The 22650-nt window shown below is 64.7% G+C and carries 19 protein-coding genes and 1 pseudogene; 12 read left to right on the top strand and 8 right to left on the bottom strand.

The window, feature by feature from the left end; translation table 11 throughout:
* Positions 1-230 precede the first annotated feature (230 nt).
* The 4 genes from lpqS to WBB07_RS19940 all read left to right on the top strand — a co-directional run bounded on the left by lpqS (position 231) and on the right by WBB07_RS19940 (position 3987).
* Positions 231-647, top strand: coding sequence for a putative copper homeostasis (lipo)protein LpqS (lpqS, locus tag WBB07_RS19955; protein ID WP_083407554.1), 417 nt, complete (start codon positions 231-233; stop codon positions 645-647).
* Between the two features lie 102 nt (positions 648-749).
* Positions 750-1868: a PLP-dependent cysteine synthase family protein gene (locus WBB07_RS19950; protein WP_419125609.1), complete on the top strand. Its 1119-nt coding sequence runs from the start codon at positions 750-752 to the stop codon at positions 1866-1868.
* The gene (locus WBB07_RS19945; protein ID WP_011856854.1) at positions 1865-3130 is read left to right on the top strand and encodes an MDR family MFS transporter; all 1266 of its coding nucleotides are present in this window, start codon (positions 1865-1867) and stop codon (positions 3128-3130) included. The genes WBB07_RS19950 and WBB07_RS19945 overlap by 4 nt, the downstream gene beginning before the upstream one ends.
* 110 nt (positions 3131-3240) lie before the next feature.
* A complete protein-coding gene (locus WBB07_RS19940; protein ID WP_202931605.1) occupies positions 3241-3987 on the top strand; it encodes a winged helix-turn-helix transcriptional regulator in 747 nt (248 codons plus the stop codon).
* Positions 3988-4049: 62 nt separating this feature from the next.
* On the opposite strand, the gene ripB is transcribed toward WBB07_RS19940, so the two are convergent.
* The 5 genes from ripB to WBB07_RS19915 form a co-directional block, all read right to left on the bottom strand.
* Positions 4050-4796 carry an NlpC/P60 family peptidoglycan endopeptidase RipB gene (gene ripB, locus WBB07_RS19935; RefSeq protein WP_419125608.1) on the bottom strand — a complete coding sequence of 249 codons (747 nt, stop codon included), beginning with the start codon at positions 4794-4796 and terminating at the stop codon, positions 4050-4052.
* Between the two features lie 486 nt (positions 4797-5282).
* Positions 5283-6506 (bottom strand): L,D-transpeptidase, encoded by a 1224-nt coding sequence (locus WBB07_RS19930; protein WP_419125607.1) that lies wholly within the window; start codon positions 6504-6506, stop codon positions 5283-5285.
* A 366-nt stretch (positions 6507-6872) separates the two neighbouring features.
* The gene (locus tag WBB07_RS19925; protein WP_428376218.1) at positions 6873-7826 is read right to left on the bottom strand and encodes a sterol desaturase family protein; all 954 of its coding nucleotides are present in this window, start codon (positions 7824-7826) and stop codon (positions 6873-6875) included.
* Between the two features lie 47 nt (positions 7827-7873).
* Entirely contained in the window at positions 7874-8644 is a 771-nt protein-coding gene (locus WBB07_RS19920; protein WP_094295101.1) for a helix-turn-helix domain-containing protein, read from the bottom strand.
* A gap of 460 nt (positions 8645-9104) precedes the next feature.
* Entirely contained in the window at positions 9105-9929 is an 825-nt protein-coding gene (locus WBB07_RS19915) for an alpha/beta fold hydrolase (protein ID WP_094295102.1), read from the bottom strand.
* A gap of 158 nt (positions 9930-10087) precedes the next feature.
* Here WBB07_RS19915 and WBB07_RS19910 point away from each other — a divergent pair, with 158 nt between their 5' ends.
* The 7 genes from WBB07_RS19910 (at position 10088) to WBB07_RS19880 (ending at position 17209) form a co-directional block, all read left to right on the top strand.
* On the top strand, positions 10088-10300 hold the full coding sequence (locus tag WBB07_RS19910) for a heavy-metal-associated domain-containing protein (protein WP_094295078.1): 213 nt from the start codon (positions 10088-10090) through the stop codon (positions 10298-10300).
* Entirely contained in the window at positions 10297-11268 is a 972-nt protein-coding gene (locus tag WBB07_RS19905; RefSeq protein WP_526310111.1) for a DUF8832 domain-containing protein, read from the top strand. The genes WBB07_RS19910 and WBB07_RS19905 overlap by 4 nt, the downstream gene beginning before the upstream one ends.
* Before the next feature lie 40 nt (positions 11269-11308).
* A complete protein-coding gene (locus WBB07_RS19900; RefSeq protein WP_419125606.1) occupies positions 11309-13594 on the top strand; it encodes a heavy metal translocating P-type ATPase in 2286 nt (761 codons plus the stop codon).
* Between the two features lie 26 nt (positions 13595-13620).
* Positions 13621-13899 (top strand): YHS domain-containing protein, encoded by a 279-nt coding sequence (locus WBB07_RS19895; RefSeq protein WP_419125605.1) that lies wholly within the window; start codon positions 13621-13623, stop codon positions 13897-13899.
* A gap of 70 nt (positions 13900-13969) precedes the next feature.
* Positions 13970-14299 carry a metal-sensitive transcriptional regulator gene (locus tag WBB07_RS19890; protein WP_011856766.1) on the top strand — a complete coding sequence of 110 codons (330 nt, stop codon included), beginning with the start codon at positions 13970-13972 and terminating at the stop codon, positions 14297-14299.
* Positions 14300-14354: 55 nt separating this feature from the next.
* On the top strand, positions 14355-16487 hold the full coding sequence (locus tag WBB07_RS19885; RefSeq protein WP_419125604.1) for a heavy metal translocating P-type ATPase: 2133 nt from the start codon (positions 14355-14357) through the stop codon (positions 16485-16487).
* Between the two features lie 215 nt (positions 16488-16702).
* A complete protein-coding gene (locus WBB07_RS19880; protein ID WP_419125603.1) occupies positions 16703-17209 on the top strand; it encodes a pyridoxamine 5'-phosphate oxidase family protein in 507 nt (168 codons plus the stop codon).
* A gap of 34 nt (positions 17210-17243) precedes the next feature.
* On the opposite strand, the gene WBB07_RS19875 is transcribed toward WBB07_RS19880, so the two are convergent.
* The 3 genes from WBB07_RS19875 to WBB07_RS19865 all read right to left on the bottom strand — a co-directional run bounded on the left by WBB07_RS19875 (position 17244) and on the right by WBB07_RS19865 (position 21869).
* On the bottom strand, positions 17244-18128 hold the full coding sequence (locus WBB07_RS19875; protein ID WP_419125602.1) for a hypothetical protein: 885 nt from the start codon (positions 18126-18128) through the stop codon (positions 17244-17246).
* A 205-nt stretch (positions 18129-18333) separates the two neighbouring features.
* Positions 18334-20733 carry a S8 family peptidase gene (locus tag WBB07_RS19870; protein ID WP_238382154.1) on the bottom strand — a complete coding sequence of 800 codons (2400 nt, stop codon included), beginning with the start codon at positions 20731-20733 and terminating at the stop codon, positions 18334-18336.
* A gap of 173 nt (positions 20734-20906) precedes the next feature.
* Positions 20907-21869 carry an AAA family ATPase gene (locus WBB07_RS19865; protein WP_011856761.1) on the bottom strand — a complete coding sequence of 321 codons (963 nt, stop codon included), beginning with the start codon at positions 21867-21869 and terminating at the stop codon, positions 20907-20909.
* 403 nt (positions 21870-22272) lie between these two features.
* On the opposite strand from WBB07_RS19865, the pseudogene WBB07_RS19860 reads away from it, so the two are divergent.
* Positions 22273-22650 (top strand): annotated as a pseudogene (locus WBB07_RS19860) (methyltransferase type 11); the annotation flags it as partial.

Genomic DNA, 22650 nt, shown 5'->3' with positions numbered 1-22650 from the left:
TACGTAGTAAAACCGTAGATGATCTGCGGTGCAAGCAGCGCTCCGATCTATTGCATCTCCTTCGCGGAACCTCCAAAAGGGCGTTTTCGCAAGGGCATCGGGCGAATTCGATCGTGCGACGGAACGGCCGGTTGGCTCGGCGCAACGGCGGTCGCTGTCTGATCACAACCCGGCATCGGCTCAGGGGCCGAGCCGGAATTCGCCGATCCGCTGCTACAGTCGGCAACATCGTGAAGTACTTCGACGCGAACTCTGGGCAACGCCGCCGCGCCATCGTCGCGGCGTTGATCGCGTTCTGGACCGTCATCGTCGGAGCCGAGTGGGCACTGCCCGGCGTGAATGCGGCACCTGCGCACGGACCCCACACCCTGGCCGCCAGTGCGGTCGGCGCGCCGATGTCTGTCGAGCTCGACCACCCCCACGTCTCCCAACCCGACGCCGAGTGCACGCCCGACACCCTGGCCGAAGCGATCCTGCCGCGGGGAACGGTTTCCCTGATCGCGCTCGCGCTGGGCCTCGTCGTGGCTGTACTTCCGCTGCTGTGGTGCCAGGCGGCGAAGGCGCCTATCCGCGGTCCACCACGGAACGCCCGCGCCCTGCGCACCGGCCGCGACGTGCTCGCCCACCTGTGTATCGCGCGCCGCTGATCGGCTAGCGTCAGGCCCCGTCGTCTTCGACGGTGGCCGGTGACCGCTCCCTGCCGTCAGTCGCCGCGCTTCGTCGCGGCCTCACAGAAGCGACATTCATCGATGAATCCTGCCCTGCCAATCCGTCATGCACGCCCTTCGCACACCCGATCGGCGCAGCCACAACGCGGCCGCAACGAGCGACCGGCCACCATGGTCGGCCAGACCCCTGTCTTGAGAATCACCGCACCGTTCACGTCAGAAGAGCGGGGTTTTTGGGCCAAACTCGAAGGCTTCAACCCGGGAGGAATGAAAGACCGACCCGCGCTACACATGGTCGAACGCGCCCGCTCCCGCGGGGCACTTACCCCCGGCGCCCGCATCGTCGAATCCACTAGCGGGACACTAGGATTGGGTCTCGCACTAGCCGGAACGGTCTACGGGCACCCCGTCACCTTGGTCACCGACCCCGGGATGGAGCCGATCATTCAGAATATGCTCGCCGCATTCGGCGCCGACATCGAATTGGTCACTGAACCGCACCCACAGGGAGGCTGGCAGCAGGCTCGCCGTGACCGCGTGCAGAAGATCTTGGCCACCGACCCGCGCGCCTGGCATCCCGATCAATACAGCAACCCCGATAACGTCGAGGCCTACCGCGGGCTCGCGTTGGAACTGAACGAACAACTCGGCGCCGTTGATGTCCTGGTGTGCTCGGTGGGCACCGGAGGCCACTCGGCCGGCGTCGCACGCGTCCTCCGAGAATTTAACCCGCAGCTGCGGCTGATCGGCGTCGACACGGTGGGCTCGACGATCTTCGGCCAGCCCGCGGCTTCTCGGCTCATGCGAGGCCTGGGATCGAGCATCTATCCCGGCAACGTCGACTACCAAGCGTTCAACGAAGTGCATTGGGTTGCCCCCGCGGAGTCGGTGTGGGCATGCCGCACCCTGGCGGCCACCCACTACGCCAGTGGCGGCTGGAGCGTCGGTGCGGTCGCCCTGGTTGCAGGCTGGGTCGCACGCAATAGCCCTGCCGGAGCCACGGTCGCAGCGATCTTCCCAGACGGTCCGCAACGCTACTTCGACACCATCTACAACGACGACTACTGCCGCGCCCACGGCCTGCTCGACGCAGCGCTCCCACGGCATCCCGCCACCATTGAGGACCCGATGACCCAGACAGTCACGGCGTGGACGCGGTGCACCACCGTTGTCGACCCCACCGAGGTGCAGCCACGATGACCCTGCTGTCAGCTTTCCGCAGCTTTGGTTGGCCGAGTCGGATGCTGATGATCAACCAGTTCGGCATCAACCTGGGCTTTTACATGCTCATGCCTTACCTGGCCGGCTACCTCGCCGGCCCGTTGGGGCTGGCCGCGTGGGCCATCGGCCTGGTGCTGGGTGTGCGCAACTTCTCCCAGCAAGGCATGTTTCTCATCGGCGGCACTCTGGCAGACCGGCTGGGCTACAAACCGCTCATCGTCTGCGGATGTGTCCTCCGGACAGCAGGATTCGGCCTGCTCGTCTTCGCTGAATCGCTGCCGGCGGTTCTGATCGCCTCGGCAGCAACCGGCTTCGCCGGCGCCCTGTTCAATCCTGCGGTGCGCGCCTATCTGGCGGCCGATGCGGGCCCACGGCGCGTGGAAGCCTTCGCGGTGTTCAACGTGTTCTATCAGGCGGGCATTCTGGCCGGACCCCTTGTCGGGCTGGCCTTGATGTTCGTCGATTTCCGAATGACAGCTGCCGCCGCAGCGGTCGTGTTCGCAGCGCTGACCGTGGCCCAACTCTTAGCATTGCCCCACCGCGCCGCGGGGACACCTGATGAGAAGACATCGGTGCTGCAGGACTGGCGAACAGTAGCGGCCAACCGTTCCTTTCTGCTCTTCGCGGCGGCCATGATCGGGTCGTATGTTTTGTCATTCCAGGTCTATCTGGCATTGCCGCTTCAGGCGCGAGACCTGTTTCCGCGCAACGATTCCGTTGTCACCGCCATGATCTTCGTGGTCTCGGGTCTGGTTGCCGTCCTCGGCCAGATGCGGATCACACGATGGTTCGCCCACCGCTGGGGCGCCGGCCGCTCCCTGGTGATCGGCATGCTGATCCTCGCGGCGTCGTTTTTGCCGCTGATCGTGCTGCCCGATGACACCAGGGCAGGCAGAGTCGCCGCCGCGACCGCGCTACTCGTCGCCACGGCGGTGCTGGCGGTCGGGTCGGCGGCCGTCTTCCCGTTCGAGATGGACACCGTCGTCTCGTTGGCCAACAACCGTCTCATCGGAACGCACTACGGCTTCTACAACACCATCGTCGGAGTCGGCATTCTTGTCGGCAATCTGGCCACCGGCTCGCTGATGCAGGCCGCCCGAGATCTCGGGCAACCCTGGCTGCTGTGGGTCCTGCTGTCGGCAATCGGGCTGGCCTCCGCAGCCGCCTTGTTCCGGCTGGACCGACGCGGCCGACTTCAACCCGAACAGCTGACATCCTCTGGCGCGCAAACCCCCCGCTGAACACCCGAAGACGCGAACATGTCCGACACCCGATATCGCCATCTACGTAGTAACTACGTAGATGGCGATATGCTGGTTCCAGCATCCGCGCAGACGCCTTCACGCCCTGAATGGCCCACGCTGGCAAGGAGACTGCCACGACCATCGAGCCGCACCCCGCTTCGGGCAGCGTTGCCTCTCCGGCGATAGCCGCTGGGCGCATTCGCGTTCTGCTGGTTGAACCTCGGCGCATCTACGCCGACATGTTGGCCCGCACCCTACGCGCCGAAGAGTTCGCCGTCGACGTCGCACGCTCAGATGCTGCAGCGCTCACCGCGGTGCGCGGCGATGACCCCGACGTGGTGGTGGTGTGCCTGGGATCATCCGCGCACGGCGCCGTCGTCCTTGACCGTGTTCGCCAGGCCGCCCAGTGCGGCGTCGTCGCGCTCGCCGACACAGAGATGGCGCCACTGATATCGCGCGTCGGAGTGGCTCCCATCGGCTCCCGCGACAGACTCAGCACGCGAATACGGCAGACACTCAGGCATTCTCACCAGCGCAGCGAGGAAGGCGGCGCGCAGCGACGCCACGTCGACGATCTGGTGATCGACGTGGCGGTCCGGCGGGTCTATCAGCGCGGCAACGTCATATCGCTGACTCGAACGGAGTTCGCGATCCTTCGGGTTTTGTCCGATGATCCAGGGGAGCCCGTGACGTGCCGACGACTTCAGGAAGCCCTGTGGGGGGCGACGCAGCCCGGCGGGCGGTCAGCACTGGGCGTGCACATCGGCAATCTTCGTCGCAAGCTCGGTGACGCCCCGTCTTGTCCGCGCTATGTCCGGACGGTCCGCGGCATCGGCTACTGTCTGGCCGGCTGAACCGTTACCCGGTGCGGACCAGGCTTTTGGTGGGAGGAAGCTGTTGGCGGAAGCGTTCGGGGTCAGGTCTCGATAATCCGTATGACGTACGGTGTCATCCCGGCGGTACGCACCGGTGAAATCTTGATGGGAACGCCGGTTTGTTGCGCTTCGATCATTTTTCCGCCGCCGAGGTAGATCGCTTCGTGTTGGCTTCCGCCGGGCCCCCAGAACAGGAGGTCACCGCGTTTAGCTTGCGCGGGAGGTACCTTGCGGCCAGCGTTGTACTGGTCGCCGGACCATCGCGGCAACAGTACTCCGACGCCGGCGAAGGCGAATCGTGTCAGTCCTGAGCAGTCGAAACCGACGGTGCCTGCGCCTTGGTCGACACCGCGACTAGGGCCCGTGAGGCTGCCCCCTCCCCAGGAGTAGGGAACGCCGATCTGCGTTCCTGCCCTGCGGATAACGTATTCGATCGCCTGGGCACCGTAGAGACGGTTGCCGCGGACGCTCGTTTGGGGGCTTGCCGCGGGACTGACGAGTCCGAGACTGCTCAGGAAGCTACGCCCCAAGTCCATCGCAGTCTGGGTGGCAACGGCCGTCGCCTGCAAGGACGCGTTGGCGATGGCAACCGGATCGCCGGGCGCTCCCGCACTCGGGATCTTGGGCAGGAGTGGATCCCACCGACCGCCTGTCGGCTCGGCGGAGGCTGCTGGCGTGCACGCCAAAAGTACCGTCGCGACGACGGCAACGATCACCCCAGTCAGGCGAAAGCCGACCGCAGATACGCGGCCTTCCTCCGGGCGGACGCATCGGGCCATCGGTTCCATATGGCGTTCTTTCTTTCGGCTGTCGGAGCGCCGGTGATTGGTTTCGCCAAGAAAGGCGAAGCCGAGCGTTCCGTACTGTGCAGCAACGATGTACGTAGCGAATACGTAGATCAGCCTAACTCACATATGCCTCATCAGTAACACCAGCAACAGAATTACAATGCTGGAATTTCGGCGGCTGAAATTGCTAATGGTGTTTTGCGAATGGGTGTTTGAAAGTGTCGATCGTCGATGGCGGGACTACGAAATAATCGGTGGTCCGGACACGTGAAAACGCCTTTACCTGAGGACGGCAAACCAAAGGTGCCGTAGCGGAAAGGGCTGCGCTACCTGTCCTGCGTGGGCCCCGCGGCGCGCGATGCTTGGGTGACGCTCGGCAGTTCGCAACCCGGTTCGGTGATGCGAAACGTCCTGTCGACACGCGTAACTGGTGCCACGAGGTGACTGGGAGGCGGCGGTTGTGAGTCTCCGCTTCTGATCTGAGTTTCAGAGGTTGGCGTTGCCGGCTTTCCACTGATCCCAAGGGATGTTCCAGTCACCTAAACCGTCTGTCCCCGACAGCGTGGGGCCGGTGGTGTTGATGACCTCAACGATGTCGCCGCGTCGGGTGTTGTCGTAGAACCAACGGGCGTTGGCCGGATTGACGTTAAGGCATCCGTGGCTGACATTGGCGATGCCTTGGCTGCCCACCGACCACGGTGCAGAGTGCACGTAGATCCCGCTGTAGGACATCTGGGTCGCCCACTCCACCTCGGTGCGGTATCCGTCAGGAGAGTTGACCGGAACTCCGTAGGTGGACGAATCCATCACCAGAAACGAGTAACGATCTCCGATGATGTAGGCGCCGTTATCGGTCGGGGTCTTGGCTTTACCCATGGAGATGGGCATGGTCTTGACGATCTGACCATTGCGCCGCACAGTCATCGTTTTGGTGGCGTCATCGGCGGTGGCGATGACCTCGTCACCGATGGTGAACCGGGTAGTGACGTCATCCTGACCGAACAGCCCGTCACCGAAGTTGACGCCGTAGGCGTTGACCGCCACCTCTACTTTTGTTCCCGGTTTCCAGTATTCGGCCGGGCGCCAACGTACTTCGCGATTATTGAGCCAGTAGAAGGCTCCCTCGACCGGGGGGGTGGTGGTCACGTTGATCGCTTGCTGCGCCGCAATCCGATCGGTGATGTTTTCATCGAAGCGGATCGCGATGGGTTGGCCCACGCCAACCGTCTCGCCGTCGTTGGGCAGGACGTAGGGCATCGTCAAGTTGTCGGGCGAGTGGGTTTCGAAGGTCGCTGTCGTAGTGGTCGCGCCGCCCAGTCCAAGGGCCTGGGCATGAAGGGTGTACTGCTTGTTGTAGCCCAGCGGCTCGGCAGACGACCAGGACACGCCATCGGGGCTGAGCTGTCCGTCGACGAGTTCGCCGGCTTCGTTGGTCAACGAGACTTGGCCGAGAACGCCGTCACCGGCGGACACGGTAACAGGGGAGTCCACCGCGACACCGATCGCTCCGTCGGTCACCGACGCCTGCAATTTGGGCACTAGCAGGTCGGCGAACGGGGTGCCTTTATCAGTGATGACCTCGGGCTGGGGCGCGGCGGCCGGCGACGAGCTGCACGCGGCCGCGATCAGCAGCACCGCCATCGCCAGGACGGCCGTCCGCAGCCACTGCGCCGTCCTGCGAAACGGTGGGAGGCAAGTCGCCTGCGGCATCAGTGTGGTCTCCGTATCCGAATGTTGACATCGCTGATGAGCGGGCACAGCGTGCGCCGCGACAGCCGTTCGCGGGCGGCGGTGCACCGTTCACGCATATGGTTCAAGTGTGCTGATGCGTCATTTGGCTTTCTTAGTCCTTCGATGAAGATTCAGTAAAGACGCAGACTTGCGCACTGGTCTGCCCGACATGGCATCCGGCTAGCTCTGGCAGGCGCCGAACGGGCTGCCGATCGTTAGTTCGTCGATCGTCGGACCGTGGCGCGCAATAGGCCACGTAAAAGGCTATGGGTCTAGTACGCGTTCTGGGCTGATCGGGAACGCTTGAGGCAATCACGGTCCGGGAGCGCCAGATGCTGGTCCCTCTCAGCCCTGCTCCAGTGTTGGTCTCGTCGCGGTGTGGTCCTTCGTCGCGGTCGTGGACTTGAGGCTGCACCCTCCGGCGGGGGTGAAGGGGTGTATCAGCTGCCGCCCGTACGCGGTGGGGTAGTCGGGGTGTGCGGCCATGCCGAGCTGGGTGGAGTCGAATCGACGGGCGGCGTTATAGGAGTAGGTGCGCATCAGGTGGTCCCAGACCAGGGTGAACAGCCCGAAGTTGACGTCGCCGATGCCAGCCCACTTGAGGTGATGGAAGCGATGGCCTTCGTTGAGAGCCAAGACGTACTTGGCGGGGCCCACGCGGTAATCGGCGTTGGAGTGCTGCAGCAGCAGCTGGATCGCCACCGCGAGCGCGAGTAGGGAGGCCACGTTGACGGGCAGACCGATCAGGATGAGCGGTGCCACACCAGCGGCCATCTCAACGGTTTGGTGCAGCGGGTGTTTCATCAGGCCGTTGAGGCCGTAGAAGCGGGTGATGCTGTGGTGCACGGCGTGAAAACGCCACAACACGCCGATCTTGTGGCTGGCCACATGGACCACGGTGATGCCGAGGTCGGCGATCATGATCGCGGCGAGGACCTGCAGCGGCAATGCCCAGGTGCGCGGCCACAGCTGCGGGGCCGGGACGACCGCCGCTAGTAGTGGAATGGCAGCCACGCTGGCCAGGATCAGCGTCTCGTTGACTGCGACGTGGATGCGGTCGCGCCTGCTGTCTGCCTGATCATGATTCCATTCGGGGTCATACGGAATGACACGTTCGACCAGCAACGCGGTGGCAATCGCGACGGTCATCACGGCCAGCAGCCAGTATTTCGCGGCGCCGGCGGCGGTTAACGCCACACCGGCGCCGTTGAGGCCGAGCAGCATGACCGGCACGTAGCCGTATCGGGCCACCGCCTGTGCCGCGGTGAACGCCGTCAATGGCGGGGACTTCGTGCTCACCACCTGATCGTCGCGGCTACTGGCGTGGCAGAGCTTGAATGATCCGGCTACACGGCGGTGTCGAGGTCCCAGGACACGTGCCGGCTCAACGCCGAGGGCGCCAGCCCGAACATCTCCCGCGTGGTACGGGTCAGATGGGCGCTGTCAGAAAACCCCGCATTATGCGCGGCGCCGGTCAGGTCATCGCCGGCGTGCGCGCAAATGATGGCGAGCCGCAGCCGTAACCACAGCACGTAGCGGCGCAGCGGAATGCCGACCTGTTCGGTGAACAGATGGGTCAATCGGCTCGCAGACACACCGACCTGGGCCGCGAGTTCGGTACCTCCGACTGGGCCTGCAGCCACAAGGTCGGGGAGCAGCCGCAACGCCTCATCGACGGCGCGATGGCGCGTCATTGCTTCATCAGCTGCCATGGCGGGTGCGAGGTGTTCGATCAGCTCGTCGACCACGACGACCAACGGACGTCGGCGGGTGAACGTCAACACCGGAGCAACAGTCCAGCCGGACCGAAGCGCGCGCAAGTGCGCCGAGCGCCCTGGGGCAGACTCCGGTTCCAAGAACACCACGGTGCCCTCCGGCGCGCCGACTTCGACCCGGTGTGGCGCATCGGCGGGCACGACCACCTTGGTGCCGCGATGCTGGTTGCCGTGCTCGTCACGCATCGTGAAAGGTGTTGTTGCGGTGACAATCTGGACGGCATGGTGGGCGTGTAGGTCGGTGGTGCCAATCGATCCGGTGAACGCCAACACCCCAGGTCGCAGCAGTGCCGTCCCGCCCCAGTGCGGTTCACCGGTGATACCACCGCCATCCCGCATCATCGCCACGAATCGATGCTACGGCCTTCCAATAATCAACTTACCGCGGCGCCAGCAACGGGGAACATCGAATCGGGCGTGGCCAGCCATCCGCCGCCACGGGTAATGCAGGATATGCGCCATTGGCCAGTCACCCACCGCCGCGCCTAGCTCGGGCGCCCTTGTACCGTATACCCCTCAGGGGTACCTTCGTTGTATCACCCGGAGCGGGTAGCCCGACAACTGGAAGGCGTATCGCTGGTGACCGTACAAGAAAGATTTCGGCAGCTCGTCCAAAGCCAGACCGCACGGTCGATCGCCAAATGCATCGCTTTGTGCGCGGTGGGTCGTGTCACTAGTGGGCGCCGCTCAGGCAAGCCCGGCGAGGGAAAGTCCTGCTGCGGCTGACAGCACCGCGACAGGCTGCCCCCGAGCGGCTTGCCGCCGGAGCGTCAGGCCTCACTGCTGCTGCCGTCCTTAGTGCCTAGTCTTCATGGACCCGAGTGTCCCGGTCCGATGTTCTACGAAGGAAGTTCTCGATCGCCGGGCCGAAAGCGTGTGCCATGTCCTCAGCGTCGACAAATTGGCGGGACATCGAAACTTCGGCGAGGACCCCTTGTGGAAGGACAGTGGCGAGGCTGTGTGCCAAGCACTCGGGGTGACGGATGTCGTCGCCGGCGATGACGAGCGTCGCAGTGTCGATGCGCCGGAGGTCCTCGACCGTTGCAAAGGCGCGGTCATGACCGATTGACGCCGCGGCCGCCGCACTGTGGGCGTCAGCGCGCGGAATAGCCTCAGCGACCAGGTTGGCGATCAGCGGCTGAAGATCAGGAATGAACAATTCCCAGGCGGCCTGCAGACCGCGGGAACGGGCACGCTCGGCGAAACGATCCATCAGATCGGTGTCTGCGGCTTTGTCCGCATCGTCCTCTATCGCTTCAGCACTGATGACCACCGCCGACCGGGCGATACGGGGGTGCTGGAGGCACGTCCGCAAAACGATGGTGCCGCCCAGTCCGGCGCCGACAAGGTGGGCGCAGGTGTCATCGAGCGCGTGAATGATCGCAATGACGTCGCTGACGTACTGATCCCATCGGTGCAACGTCGGGTCGGGACAACGCGATGCTCCGTACCCTCGAATGTCAGGCAACGCAACGCGATACCGGCCAGCGAGCCGGTCAGCAAGCGGTCGCATGCTGTAGTGATCCGGACCCCCACCATGAAGCATGATGATCAGTTCGCCGCGCCCGACGACCTCCCCCATGAGGGGCCAGCCATCATCTCCGACGTGTAACGCGCGCACCGCCAACTGATCCCTCCCACCGTTCCGGGATAGCGCTACGCGCGTCGACACCTCGCCAGGGGCCCCCGGGAAAGTAACCCTTGAAGCATACCCCTAAGGGGTATATGCTCTCTTACGTATACCCGGTAGGGGTATCTACACCCGGTAAGGATAGGAGATCGGTGATGAGCACGAGCACGTACGCCGTCACAGGGATGACTTGCGGACATTGCGAGCTGTCGGTGCGTGAAGAGGTCAGCGAGGTTGCCGGAGTTGAAGGCGTCGAAGTTAGCGCCAAAACCGGCACCCTGATCGTGACGTCGAGCCGTCCCGTCGACGACGCGCAGATCCTCAACGCCGTCGACGAGGCCGGCTACTCGGCGGTGCGTGTCGCATGAACGCCGCGGGACGATTGACAGCGTTTGGTGCCGGACTGGCAGTGGCGTTCACGGCTGCATACGTCACCGCCGCAGCGGTCGTCCCTGATACCGCGGCGACATCTTTCCAGACCCAAACTTCCGATGCTGCAGCGGATCACAGCGCGCCGCCGACCGAGCAGGCGTCGCCAGTCATTCCCTTCGCCGACCCGCCGGGGTTGTCGTTGGCCGAAGACGGATACGTCCTGAGCCCGGTGTGGTCCCCCAGCGCACCCAACGATCGGGGAACGATGAGCTTCACCATCGTCGACCCGGGCGGCACGCCGCTGCTGGACTACGCGACCGTGCACGACAAGCAACTGCACCTCATCGTGGTCCGTTCCGACGGCCAGCACTTCGCCCATGTACACCCAAGGCTGGACGCGGCCACCGGCACGTGGTCAACGCCGTGGACGTGGAACGCCGCCGGCACCTACCGCGTGTTCGCCGACTTCCAACCCGCAGGGGCGGGCAGCGCCAAACTCACCCTCACCCGAACCGTGCAGGTGGCCGGCGCGTTCGTCCCGGCGGTGGCGAGTGCCACACGCACCGTGGATGAAATCGCCGGATACACCGTGAAACTGGACGGTGCACTCACCGCGGGCGTCTCCCACCAACTCACCGCGACAGTCACGCGCGACGGCCGGCCGGTGATGACCTTGCAGCCCTACCTGGGGGCTTACGGCCATCTCGTCGCCTTGCGTGAGGGAGACCTGGCGTATCTACATGTGCACCCTGAGGGGGCCGAGCCGGTACCGGGCGGCACCGGTGGGCCTGCGGTGTCGTTCGCGGCGACCGCACCCACAGCGGGGCGCTACCTGCTCTACCTCGACTTCAAAGTCCAGGACACCGTGCACACCGCCAGCTTCGTCGTCGACGCCGCACCCGGTGGTACCAACGAGCCCGCGCCAGAGCCATCGCGTGACGCCGGCCATGCCGGCGGGCACTGAGCTATCCCGTCCGAATCAGAAACTGAAAGGCAGTGGCTTCATGACGACATCGACACCGGTGTCTGGCCCGAGTGTGGAACTTCGCATCGGGGGAATGACCTGCGCCTCCTGCGCCAACCGCATCGAGCGCAAGCTCAACAAGCTCGACGGCGTGGCCGCGACAGTCAATTACGCGACGGAAAAGGCCACCGTCACGGTGCCTGACGGATACGATCCGGCGCTGCTGATCGCCGAGGTGGAGAAGACGGGCTACACCGCCGCGCTCCCGACACCGCGCACGCCGATGCCCTCCGACGCATCCGGTGACACCCCGCACGCCGTGGACACCGCCGACCCCGAACTGGCGTCGCTGCGGCACCGCCTGAGGGCCTCGGCCGTCCTGACGGTGCCGGTCGTCGCGATGGCGATGATCCCGGCGCTGCAGTTCACGTACTGGCAGTGGGCGTCGCTCACGCTGGCGGCCCCCGTCGTCGTGTGGGCAGCATGGCCATTCCATCGGGCCGCCTGGGCCAACCTGCGACACGGCACCGCGACCATGGATACGCTCATTTCGCTGGGCACCGTGTCGGCGTTCCTGTGGTCGCTGTATGCGCTGTTTCTGGGCAGTGCCGGCGCGCCGGGTATGAAGCATCCCTTCGCGTTCACCCTGGCGCCGTCGCATGGCGCCGCCAACATCTACCTCGAAGTCGCCGCAGGCGTAACCACGTTCATCCTGGCCGGACGCTACTTCGAGAAGCGGTCCAAACGGCAGGCCGGAGCGGCACTGCGAGCCCTGCTCGACCTAGGCGCCAAAGACGTATCCGTCCTGCGCGGGGGGACGGAAACCAAGATCGCCATCGAAGAACTCGTGGTTGGCGACGATTTCATAGTCCGTCCGGGGGAGAAGATCGCCACCGACGGCGTGGTGGTGTCCGGTTCCTCGGCTGTCGACGCCTCGATGCTGACCGGCGAAGCGGTACCCGTGGAAGTCGCTGCCGGCGACACCGTGGTCGGTGCCACCGTCAACGCCGGCGGTCGGCTGGTGGTGCAGGCCACTCGCGTCGGCTCGGACACCCAGCTCGCGCAGATGGCCCAGCTGGTCGAACGCGCCCAGACCGGCAAGGCCGAAGTGCAACGCCTGGCCGATCGCATTTCCGGCGTCTTCGTACCGATCGTCATCGCTATCGCCGTGATCACCCTCGGCGCCTGGCTGGGCGCGGGATTTTCAGTCGCCGCCGCGTTCACCGCAGCGGTCGCGGTCCTCGTCATCGCCTGCCCCTGCGCCCTTGGGCTGGCCACGCCCACCGCCCTGCTGGTGGGCACCGGTCGCGGCGCACAAATCGGCGTGCTGATCAAAGGTCCCGAGGTGCTCGAATCCACCCGCAAGGTTGACACCGTGGTGCTGGATAAGACCGGAACCGTCACCACCGGCAAAATGACGCTGGTCGATGTCATTACAGCGCCGGAAACCGAACGCGCGGAGCTGCTTCGACTGGCCGGCGCCCTGGAGAACGCCTCCGAGCACCCCATCGCCCAAGCCGTCGCCGCCGCGGCGGCCGAGGAACTCCAGGCCTTGCCCCTTCCGGAGGACTTCGCGAATGTCGAAGGCAAAGGCGTCCACGGCATCGTGGATGGACACGCCGTCATCGTTGGGCGCGAATCACTGCTGTCCGACTGGGCGCAACACCTCAGCCCGGATCTGTCCCACGCCAAGGCCCGCGCGCAAGCCCAGGGAAAGACCGTGGTAGCGGTCGGGTGGGACGGGCAGGCGCGCGGTGTACTCGTCATCGCTGACACCGTGAAACCGACAAGCGCACAGGCAATCTCGCAGATGCGTGACATTGGGCTGACCCCCGTGTTGCTCACCGGCGACAACGAAGCCGTCGCTCGACAGATCGCCGCCGAAGTCGGCATCGACGACGTCATCGCCGAAGTCATGCCCGAAGGCAAGGTTGACGTCATCGCACGCCTCCAAGCCGAAGGCAAGACGGTCGCCATGGTCGGCGACGGAGTCAACGACGCGCCCGCCCTCGCCCAAGCCGACCTCGGTCTGGCGATGGGCACCGGCACCGACGTCGCCATCGAGGCCTCCGACATCACCCTGGTGCGCGGTGACCTGCGCAGCGCCGTTGACGCGATCAGGCTGTCCCGCGAAACACTGTCGACGATCAAAACCAACCTGTTCTGGGCGTTCGCCTACAACGTCGCAGCGATCCCCGTCGCAGCACTGGGCATGCTCAATCCGATGCTGGCCGGAGCCGCAATGGCATTCTCCAGCGTCTTCGTGGTGGGCAACAGCCTGCGCCTGCGCCGCTTCAAAACCACTTCCGCCGACACCACCAGTTAAATCACCGCCACCTGTGAGGAGAACCCATGTCCGAGAATCAGAACCGCACGTCAGCCTGCTGCTGCAGCGGCGCAGCCGACAAAATCGATACCTCAGCCATCGACCCTACGGCGAGGAACCTGCTTGACCTCGGCGCGCAGAACGAGACCACCTGCCCCGTGATGCCCGGCACTCCGGTGAACAAGACGATCGCCGAAGCGGCGGGACTATTCCGTGACTATCGCGGTCGGCGTTACTGGTTCTGCTGCAAGGGATGCGGACCACGCTTCGACCGCGACCCCGACAAGTATGCCTCCGCCGCATGACCGCGACCCTCGTCGCGCACTCCTCGCCGGGCACCCAAAGTTAGTCACCACCACGCACAAGGAAAGCGTCATGACCCACGCAGACAACACCAGGCACTGCCCCTCAACAGGCACCACCCACCACGGCTACATCACCGATAAAGACAAATACCTCAAGCGGTTGAAGCGCATCGAAGGCCAAGCCCGCGGCATCAGCAGAATGATCGAAGAGGAGCGGTACTGCATCGACATCCTGACCCAAACAGACGCGCTCACCAAAGCCCTCCAAGGCGTCGCGCTGGCACTGCTTGACGACCATCTTCGCCACTGCGTCCGTGACGCCGCCGCCACCGGCGGACCGGCCGCTGACGCCAAACTCACAGAAGCCTCTGAAGCCATCGCCCGCTTGGTGCGTTCCTAACACCCACATCATCAATGCGCGTCGACTGAAACGCGAAGTCCCCTAAGGAAAGAACATGACAAACCGCGATGACCACGGCGTAGCAACATCCCACCCTGGCGGGCACGCCCAGCACCAATTCCCCAGCGCACACCCTGACACCCACCCACACGGCGAACACCACGGCCATGACAATCACACCGGCCACACTGGCCATAGCGGCCACGGCGGTGACCACGTGGCCCAATTCCGCAAGCTCTTCTGGATCAACCTGATCATCGCCATACCGGTCGTCGCGTTCTCAACCATGTTCGCGATGCTGCTCGGTTACGACGTCCCTGACTTCCCCGGCGCACGCTGGATCGCGCCCCTGCTCGGGACAGTGATGTACGTCGTCGGTGGCCGCCCCTTCCTCACCGGTGCGCTGAACGAGATCCGTTCCCGCAAACCAGGAATGATGCTCCTGATCGGACTGGCGATCACCGTCGCCTTTTTCGCGTCCTGGGGCGCGAGCTTGGGCCTGCTCCACCACGAGCTGGAATTCTGGTGGGAACTCGCCCTTCTCATCGTCATCATGCTGCTCGGCCACTGGGTAGAAATGCGCTCGCTGGCCCAGACCACCTCAGCGCTGGACTCACTGGCCGCACTACTTCCCGACGAAGCCGAGAAGATCGACGGCGACCGCACCGTCACCGTCTCGCCGGCCGACCTGCACGTCGGCGATGTCGTTGTAGTCCGACCCGGCGGCAGCATCCCTGCCGACGGCAAGATCGTCGACGGACGCGCCGACATGGACGAGTCCATGGTGACCGGCGAATCCCGGCCCGTTACCCGCGGCGTCGGGGATCCCGTCACAGCCGGCACCGTCGCCACCGATTCCGGGCTTCGGGTCCAGATCACCGCCACCGGCGACGACACCGCCCTAGCAGGCATCCAACGCCTGGTCACCGAAGCGCAGAATTCGTCCTCGCGTGCCCAGCGCCTTGCCGACAAGGCCGCCGGCTGGCTGTTCTGGTTCGCCCTGATCACCGCCGCGATCACCGCGGCGGCATGGACAATCGTCGGCAATCCCGATGCCTCGGTGGTACGAGCGATCACCGTGCTGGTCATCGCCTGCCCTCATGCGCTGGGCCTGGCGATACCACTGGTCGTGTCCATCGCCACCGAACGCGCCGCCAGAGGCGGCGTCTTGATCAAAGACCGGCTGGCCCTGGAAGGTATGCGCACTGTCGACGCCGTGCTGTTCGACAAGACCGGCACCCTGACGAAAGGCGAACCCACCGTCACCGCCGTCGAGGCGACCGGAGACGACGACGGCGACACCGTGCTCGCGCTCGCCGCCGCCGCCGAGACCGACAGTGAACACCCCCTGGCGCGGGCCATCGTGAAAGCCGCCGAGGATAGGGGATTAACGGTGCCGCGCGCCAGCGGCTTCTCGTCCTCTCCTGCCGTCGGTGTGACTGCGACGGTCGACGGGCACGAAATCCGAGTGGGCGGCCCCCGACTTCTCGAAGAAGCCGGCGCCCAGGAGGTCCCCGCGGCCACCGCGTGGCGCGGGGAAGGCGCCATCATTCTGCACGTCATCCGCGACGGAGAGGTGCTCGGCGGCCTGCGCTTGGCCGACGAGATCCGCCCCGAATCACGCGAAGCCGTCGATGCGCTTCACAAGCTTGGCGTGCAAGTCGTCATGATCACCGGCGACGCCGAAGCCGTCGCCAATAGTGTCGGCCACGAACTGGGCATCGACCGGGTGTTCGCGGGGGTGCGCCCCGAAGACAAGGCGTCGAAAGTTGCTGCCCTGCAACACGAGGGCAGAAAGGTTGCCATGGTCGGCGATGGAGTGAACGATGCCCCCGCCTTGGCGCAGGCCGACGTCGGCATCGCCATCGGTGCCGGCACTGACGTCGCCATCGCTTCCGCCGGTGTCATCCTGGCCAGTTCCGACCCCCGCTCGGTGCTGTCGGTCATCGAGCTGTCCCGCGCCAGCTACCGCAAGATGAAACAGAATCTCTGGTGGGGCGCCGGGTACAACCTCATCTCTGTGCCCCTGGCTGCTGGTGTGCTGGCACCCATCGGCATCGTGCTGCCCATGTCGGTCGGCGCCATCCTCATGTCACTGTCAACGATCGTCGTAGCGCTCAACGCGCAACTTCTGCGCCGCCTTGATTTGGCGCCCGAGGCGAGCACCCGTGCCGTTCTAAACCGTTAGGGGACGGCCCACCATGTGGAGCCTCCGGCGACCATGGGAAGTTCGAATCGCCGCTCCCCACCATGTGGAGCTTCGCACGAAGAAAGCGAATGCAGTCGCCGGTCGAATTCTCAATTATCCGTCGACCGCCGGTATCTTCAGATGCGCCGTAGACGGCGTGTAGCTGAGCGACAAGCCACCCAATCGGAGCCGGGGAAGCGGAGGAAGGAGCACCAGTGACCGACCTCGCCACTGTCGAAAATTCGATTCGACGACGGTCGTTCGGCACCCTGTCGACGCTCGATAGCAGCGGCAACCCCCACGCGACGGCCGTCACGTACGCAGCGGCCGGTGAAGGCACAAACCTGACGTTGTACATCACGACCCGGACTACGAACGTCAAGGTGGGAAACATCCGACGATGCCCACAGGTAGCCATCGTCATTCCCGTGCCGCACCGCTTTCTCCCCATGGTGCCGCCGGCAGCTGTCCAGTTTGCGGGGTCGGCCGAAATACTGAACCACGAAAACGCCGACGCGCGATGGGCATTCCATGCGAACTGGTTTCTCCGTCGCATTCTCGCCGCCGAGGAGCGCATCGTCTCTCAGAGTGCTGAGCTGTGCTTCATCGCGGTCCGGCCGAGGCGATGGTTATCCACCTACGGCATCGGAATGTCGGCCCTCGACATCGTGCGTCATCCGGGCGACGCCATCGGGCGGGCAGACCTGACAGGCGGAAACTAGCCGTCAGGCCGTGGATTGGCCACACATGCGTAGGTCAATGCACATGGTCGTGGTCTTGGTGGTCGTCTAGCGGCGTCGCCGCTGGAAGCGGCTCGCTGATGGGCACGGGCGTAGCCTGCTCAGGCGCGCCGCCAGAGTCAGCGCCAGGCGCAGGAGCTTCGACTGGGCGCACCGCAGGCGGGGGAGACGTCGGCTCCGGATCGTGATTGTGATGGTCGTCGACGTGTTCTGCACTGGTTGCGTGATCATCGGAGGCGGGCTCCCCAGCGGGCGCTGCAGGGGATGGTTCAGGATGGCTGTGATGGTCGTCAGTCTGCTCTGCACCAGATCCGTGGTGATGAGCCCCTGCTTCAGCGCCGGCTGGGGCGTGGTGTCCGTGCCGTAGACCAGAGGCAGCGCCCACTGTGGACGCCAACGTGACGATCCCAATCGCGCCCAGGAGCACCATGGCGCTGCCGACGGCGGGCACCGGTTCTCCTTGAAGGCCGCGGTGCCAGACCCAGCCAGCGCCCATGACGACATAGATCTGAAGCAGCAACGCGCATAGATCCGCGGCCTGGATCAGTTCGGCTTGACCGGCGTGGGGCCCGAGCGGCGCTCCCGCGGTTCTCGACACGGACCAAAGCGCAATAACGGCAAGGTTGACCATGATGCCAAGAGCTAGCACCGGGGTGGTGGTACGGGTGAGTACTAGCCGCGCCCACAACAGTTGGAATAGCGCGATGCCAGCGAAAAACAGGCCCGCTGGCATCCATTCCTGCCAGTGCGTGGGAACGACGGCGAAGTGGATGACAGAAGCGCCTAGTGAGGCGAGCGCGGCAAGCCGAGCCGCTAGCCGGCTGTCGGTCTTCTTCGCTGTCCTAGGCGCCACCGAACCAGGATGACAGCGCCACCCTCGACACTGGCTGCATGAGGCCACATCTCAATACGAACGAGATTCATTCGTCATCAACTACTGCCGTCCTACGTAGATGGCGCGATGCGATCCTTCGTCTGCGCGTCTCAACCACCGCCGTTCGGCGATAACCAACACCGGCTTCTCTTGAGACCTCGCCGATGCGGCAGTAGCGCACGTCGCTGTTCGCGTCCGGAAATGGCTCAGATTGTCGACGGGACTACGCGTGTCACCGTGTCCTGGGGCGGAGTCGTATTTGCAGTTGTTGACGAACGTCCTGGTGGATATCAGCACGAATGGTTGGGGCAACTTCAAGTGTCGCCGCCAGTGCGTAGCGAATTGGTGCCGCCAGGCGTCCTGCGTCGACGCGACAGTCGACGTTGATCTCCAGCGCATCGCTGGCAGTGAACACGACGGCCCGCTGACCTTCAAGAATCTCGTGTTGAACCGTACCGTTGCGGGACACGCGCGCTTCAGCTTCCAGGCGCTCGACTCCCAGTGGCTGACGCGGCGGCTCGAAAGATAAGCGGGCCATACGATGTCGGCGCGTCGCTGTGTTGACCGGGGAAAGCCAGGCCAGGGTTATCGTCAGCCGTCGCCAGTCGGTCGTCGCAGCCAGGCTGGTCGGCAGAGGCAGTGCAAATGTCTGGCGTTGGTCGGCTGTGATGGACCCGGCGCCGAGGAGGAGAACTCTGTTGGTCGCGGCTGTGACGATCCGTTCGGCGTCGATGGCGCCGTAGCCAAGTAGCTGAGAGATGTCACGACGGTTGAGATCGGCGCCGCCGTCTATGGTGCGGGTCAGCCCCTCGCGCATGGCGCCCCAGGATGCGGCGTGAACAAGCAAAGCCTTGGCAAGCACAGGATGGTATTCGGCGGTGGCGAACGGTGGTTCGCCGTCGGCGGACTGTAGGGCTTCAAGCACATCGAAGATGTGGTCGGCGGTGCGCGTCGCGAGGGCGGTGGCGTTGCTGGTTCCGTGCAGATAGGCCGTTCCGTTGAGCGCGCCGCCGTGTCCGGGTGCGGCGACGCGCATACCGGGGCCGGTGATCGTTGTTTCCGCCGGATACAAGGTCGTGGTTCCTTCGGCCGAAGTCGGACGCTGGTGCAGACTTCGACCGCCGGGCAGCAGTATTTCCGGTTTTACCGAGTTGCGGTGGCCGAAACCCACGGGACTGTAGAGCGCGGGCATTCCCGCGTCGGCGGTGTCGAGCACCGTGTCGCTGGTTGGGGTGGTCGCGGCGTCTGCATGCAGGGCTCCCACGGAGATGACGTTCACTGCCTCAGCGGGGGAGAGGAGTCGTCGACGGCGCGCCTGCGCGTACATGGCGGTGCCCACCGCGCGCCGTAGTGCGGATACATCGAGCAGCGCTGCTGCGGGGATGTCGGCGTCAATGGGATGGTTGCCCGCGCTGACCAGGATGAGCACGTTGTACGTGTGGGCGAGCCAGTCCAACAATTTCGCTAGGGGGCTGATGCGGCGCACGAACATCTGGATGGGGTCGCCGATGGACAAGTTGACGATTCTCACGCTGGGAGCCGCAGGATCGTGTTGGCCGTGTCGCTCGAACAGGCGTCGAAAGGCTTCGTGGATGAGGTCGACTAATAGCCGTTCCCTCAGCACGGTTTCGCCTTGGCCACTGAATGGGTGTGGCTGCATGATCGGCCGCACGTACACGCGGCGCTGTGTTGGTCTGCCGGGAGCGTTGAGGTCGCCGTGGCAAATCAGCGACGCCATGGCGGTGCCGTGCTGCATCTGTGATGCGGTATAGGACGCAGCGATCTGGTCAGGATCGTCGATGATCAGTCGTTCGGAGAGGGCGATGTGACCGGCCATCGGCAGGCCATCGAGCAGGGCGATCCGTGGACGTCGGTCGGTGGGCTTCACCGAAAACACTTCGGGTTCAACAGGTTCGTCGGAGGGCGCTGCTGACGGAATGGTCATCGGCCGTGCCGGGGACACATACATGATGGTGTCGGTAGTCAACAGTGCGATCGCGTCGGGCCCGCGATCAAGGACCGCTTCGACCTGACTGTAGGGGATATCAGCGAGAATGGCGTGATAGCCGATGCCGGTGAGTGTCGATTGAGTGATGACTTGGCCGCCGGCTGCGGTGATGAGTTCCCGTACAGTCGTTTCGGCAACCGCCCGGCGGGCGGCATCGCGGCGGAACCACAGCTCGACTTCGACGCGGGCCGTGGTGGCTGACTGTCCCACGACGGCGACGTCTTCGCGCCAGCGCTCCAGCAGACCGGTCTCGCGGACCCGATCTTGGGGTCCCCAGCGCCTCACCTCGCGCAACAGCGAAAAGACCTCGCGTAAGGGCGCTAACCCGAAAGGCATTGCTGCATCGCGGTTCTCCTGCCATCGCGCGAAGAGGGTGAGGAGCTCAACGACGGCCTGGCTGTTCGACATCACAACATAGAGACTGTCGGTCACGGCATCGTCGCTCGGTTCGCCATCGCGTACGGCGTGGAAGTCGTCGTCGGCGGCGAACTCGTCGCCATCAACTTCGAGGAGGAACTCTAGGCCGGGCACACGGGCTGCGGCTCGCGCGAACTCGGCTACGGGCGCGGCGAGGTCGAAGACCACCACAAGCTCGGGATCGGCTTCACTGGTGTCGCCGTCCACGTCGACGCGCCCAGCCTGCAGAGCCTCTTGGAGAGCGGCGAACTGTGGTGCTAGCCGCTGCCCTTGCCGGGCCGGTTCCGGCCCGGCGATGCGAGTTCCAGGAAAGCGGGGCGCGCCGGTAGGTATAGGCCCGGTCACCGGGGCGCCGAACGACAGCGGTGGACGCGGAGAGGTCACATCTCCCTCATGGCGTTGCGCTGCTTGAGCCGTTCGCGCACCACATCCTCGACACGGCCATCGGGTAGCGACAACACATAGCGCCGCATGACATCCAGCGCGAACTCCTCAATGTCGGCGTAGCTGGCGCCCGCAAGCTTGTCGGCGAGGGTGCGCGGCGCCATACCGAGGTTCCCGCCGAGCCGCATACGCAGCTGCTCGAGAAAAGCCGTGGCCTGTATGCGCGACGGGGGAGGCAGTGTTAAACGCACCTGAAAGCGGCGCCACGCCGCGCGGTCGAGCAGTTCGCCATGGTTGGTCGCGCAGACGGCGACGACGTGGGAGGGCAAGCGATCGATCTGTAGGAGCAACGTCGAAACGACGCGCTTGATTTCGCCGGTTTCGTGCGCGTCGGAGCGCTCCTTTGCGATGGTGTCGAACTCGTCGAAAAAGAGCACGCAGCGCCGAGTCCTTGCGAACTCGAAAACGTGATCGATTCGACTCGTTGTCTCTCCGAGAAAGCTAGATACAACTCCCTCGTAACGCACGGCGTAGAACGGCACCATCAACTCCGCTGCCAACGCTTCAGCAAGCGAGGTTTTACCGTTACCAGGCGGACCTTCCAAAAGGATGCGGTTACGCGGTTCCAGGCCGTGGCTGCGGAGAAGCTCGCTACGGTGATGCTCCTCGATGATCTCGGTCACCGCCGCCGTGACGGCAGGCGCCAGATGCACCTCTGACAATCGCCGCTTAGGCACAATTTCGGTGACCAGATCAGCGACCTGGCGGGCGGTGTCATCACGGGCGAGCAGGCTGCGAGCACCGGCAGTGGTGATCAATTCGGACAGACGATCAGCCACAAGATGGTGCTGATTGTTGCGCTCCTCGGCGATGATCGCCTCCACCAGCATGCGAAAGCGGGCGACGTCGCCACGCTGCTGCGCCTCGACCAGATCAATCACCAGGTCAGACCTCGCCATGGCCCCCTCCTTGCACAATGCCGCTCGCTCGATCATTGCAGATGCGCGCACCACCGCGGGTTCAGCGCCGCACAATGTGGTGCCCTCTAGCAGCGCCAAGAGCCTCCAGATAGCTGTCCGAGGATTCCTTGCCCGCTCAGCCACCGGCCCCGCGCTGGCTGGCCCACAAGCTGCCCGGAGGTGTCACTGGAGGCGCAGTGGTGTGCCGCTAGCGATCGTCGGCGCCCGGTTGCCTAGCTGACTGGTGTGGACGCGACACCCGTTCCAATCGGCGGGATGATCATCGAGTCCTAGAGTGCGGCGACTGGTGCGGGGTCGCTCCGGCGTCGAAGGCGGCCACGTCCAGGGAAGGCCGGTTACTGTCAGCCCAACCGGAAACAAGTCCTTGACCGTAGGTATCGACGTGGCAGTGCGAGGCGAGCGAATCCTGGCAGCAGCGCTGGCAGCAGCGGGAAGGCGGCGATTCCGGAACCGGATCGCCGGGCAAGCCGCCCGCTACTGGTCGGCGCCCACAGGATCGGCCTGGGAAGCGAACTCACACTGGCGCAACGGAATCGGTGATCAAGCCTGGCTGGAGGTCGGTGACGACCACTGGAAGATCTATGAAACCTTCGCCCGAGCCCTTAATTCGCCCAGCCCGAACACGGTGATGGAGTGGGGCGCCGGCGGCGGGGCCAACGCCGTGGCTTTCGCCCCCCATGCGCAGCGGTTCATCGCCGCCGACATCTCCCAAGAAAACCTCGACGAATGCGTCCGACAAGTCCGCGCGACGTGCACGACA

The organism is Mycobacterium sp. (assembly GCF_049647605.1).
Lineage (GTDB): Bacteria > Actinomycetota > Actinomycetes > Mycobacteriales > Mycobacteriaceae > Mycobacterium.
Note: the sequence above shows the minus strand (reverse complement) of the source record. Positions and strands in the feature narration are given on the sequence as shown.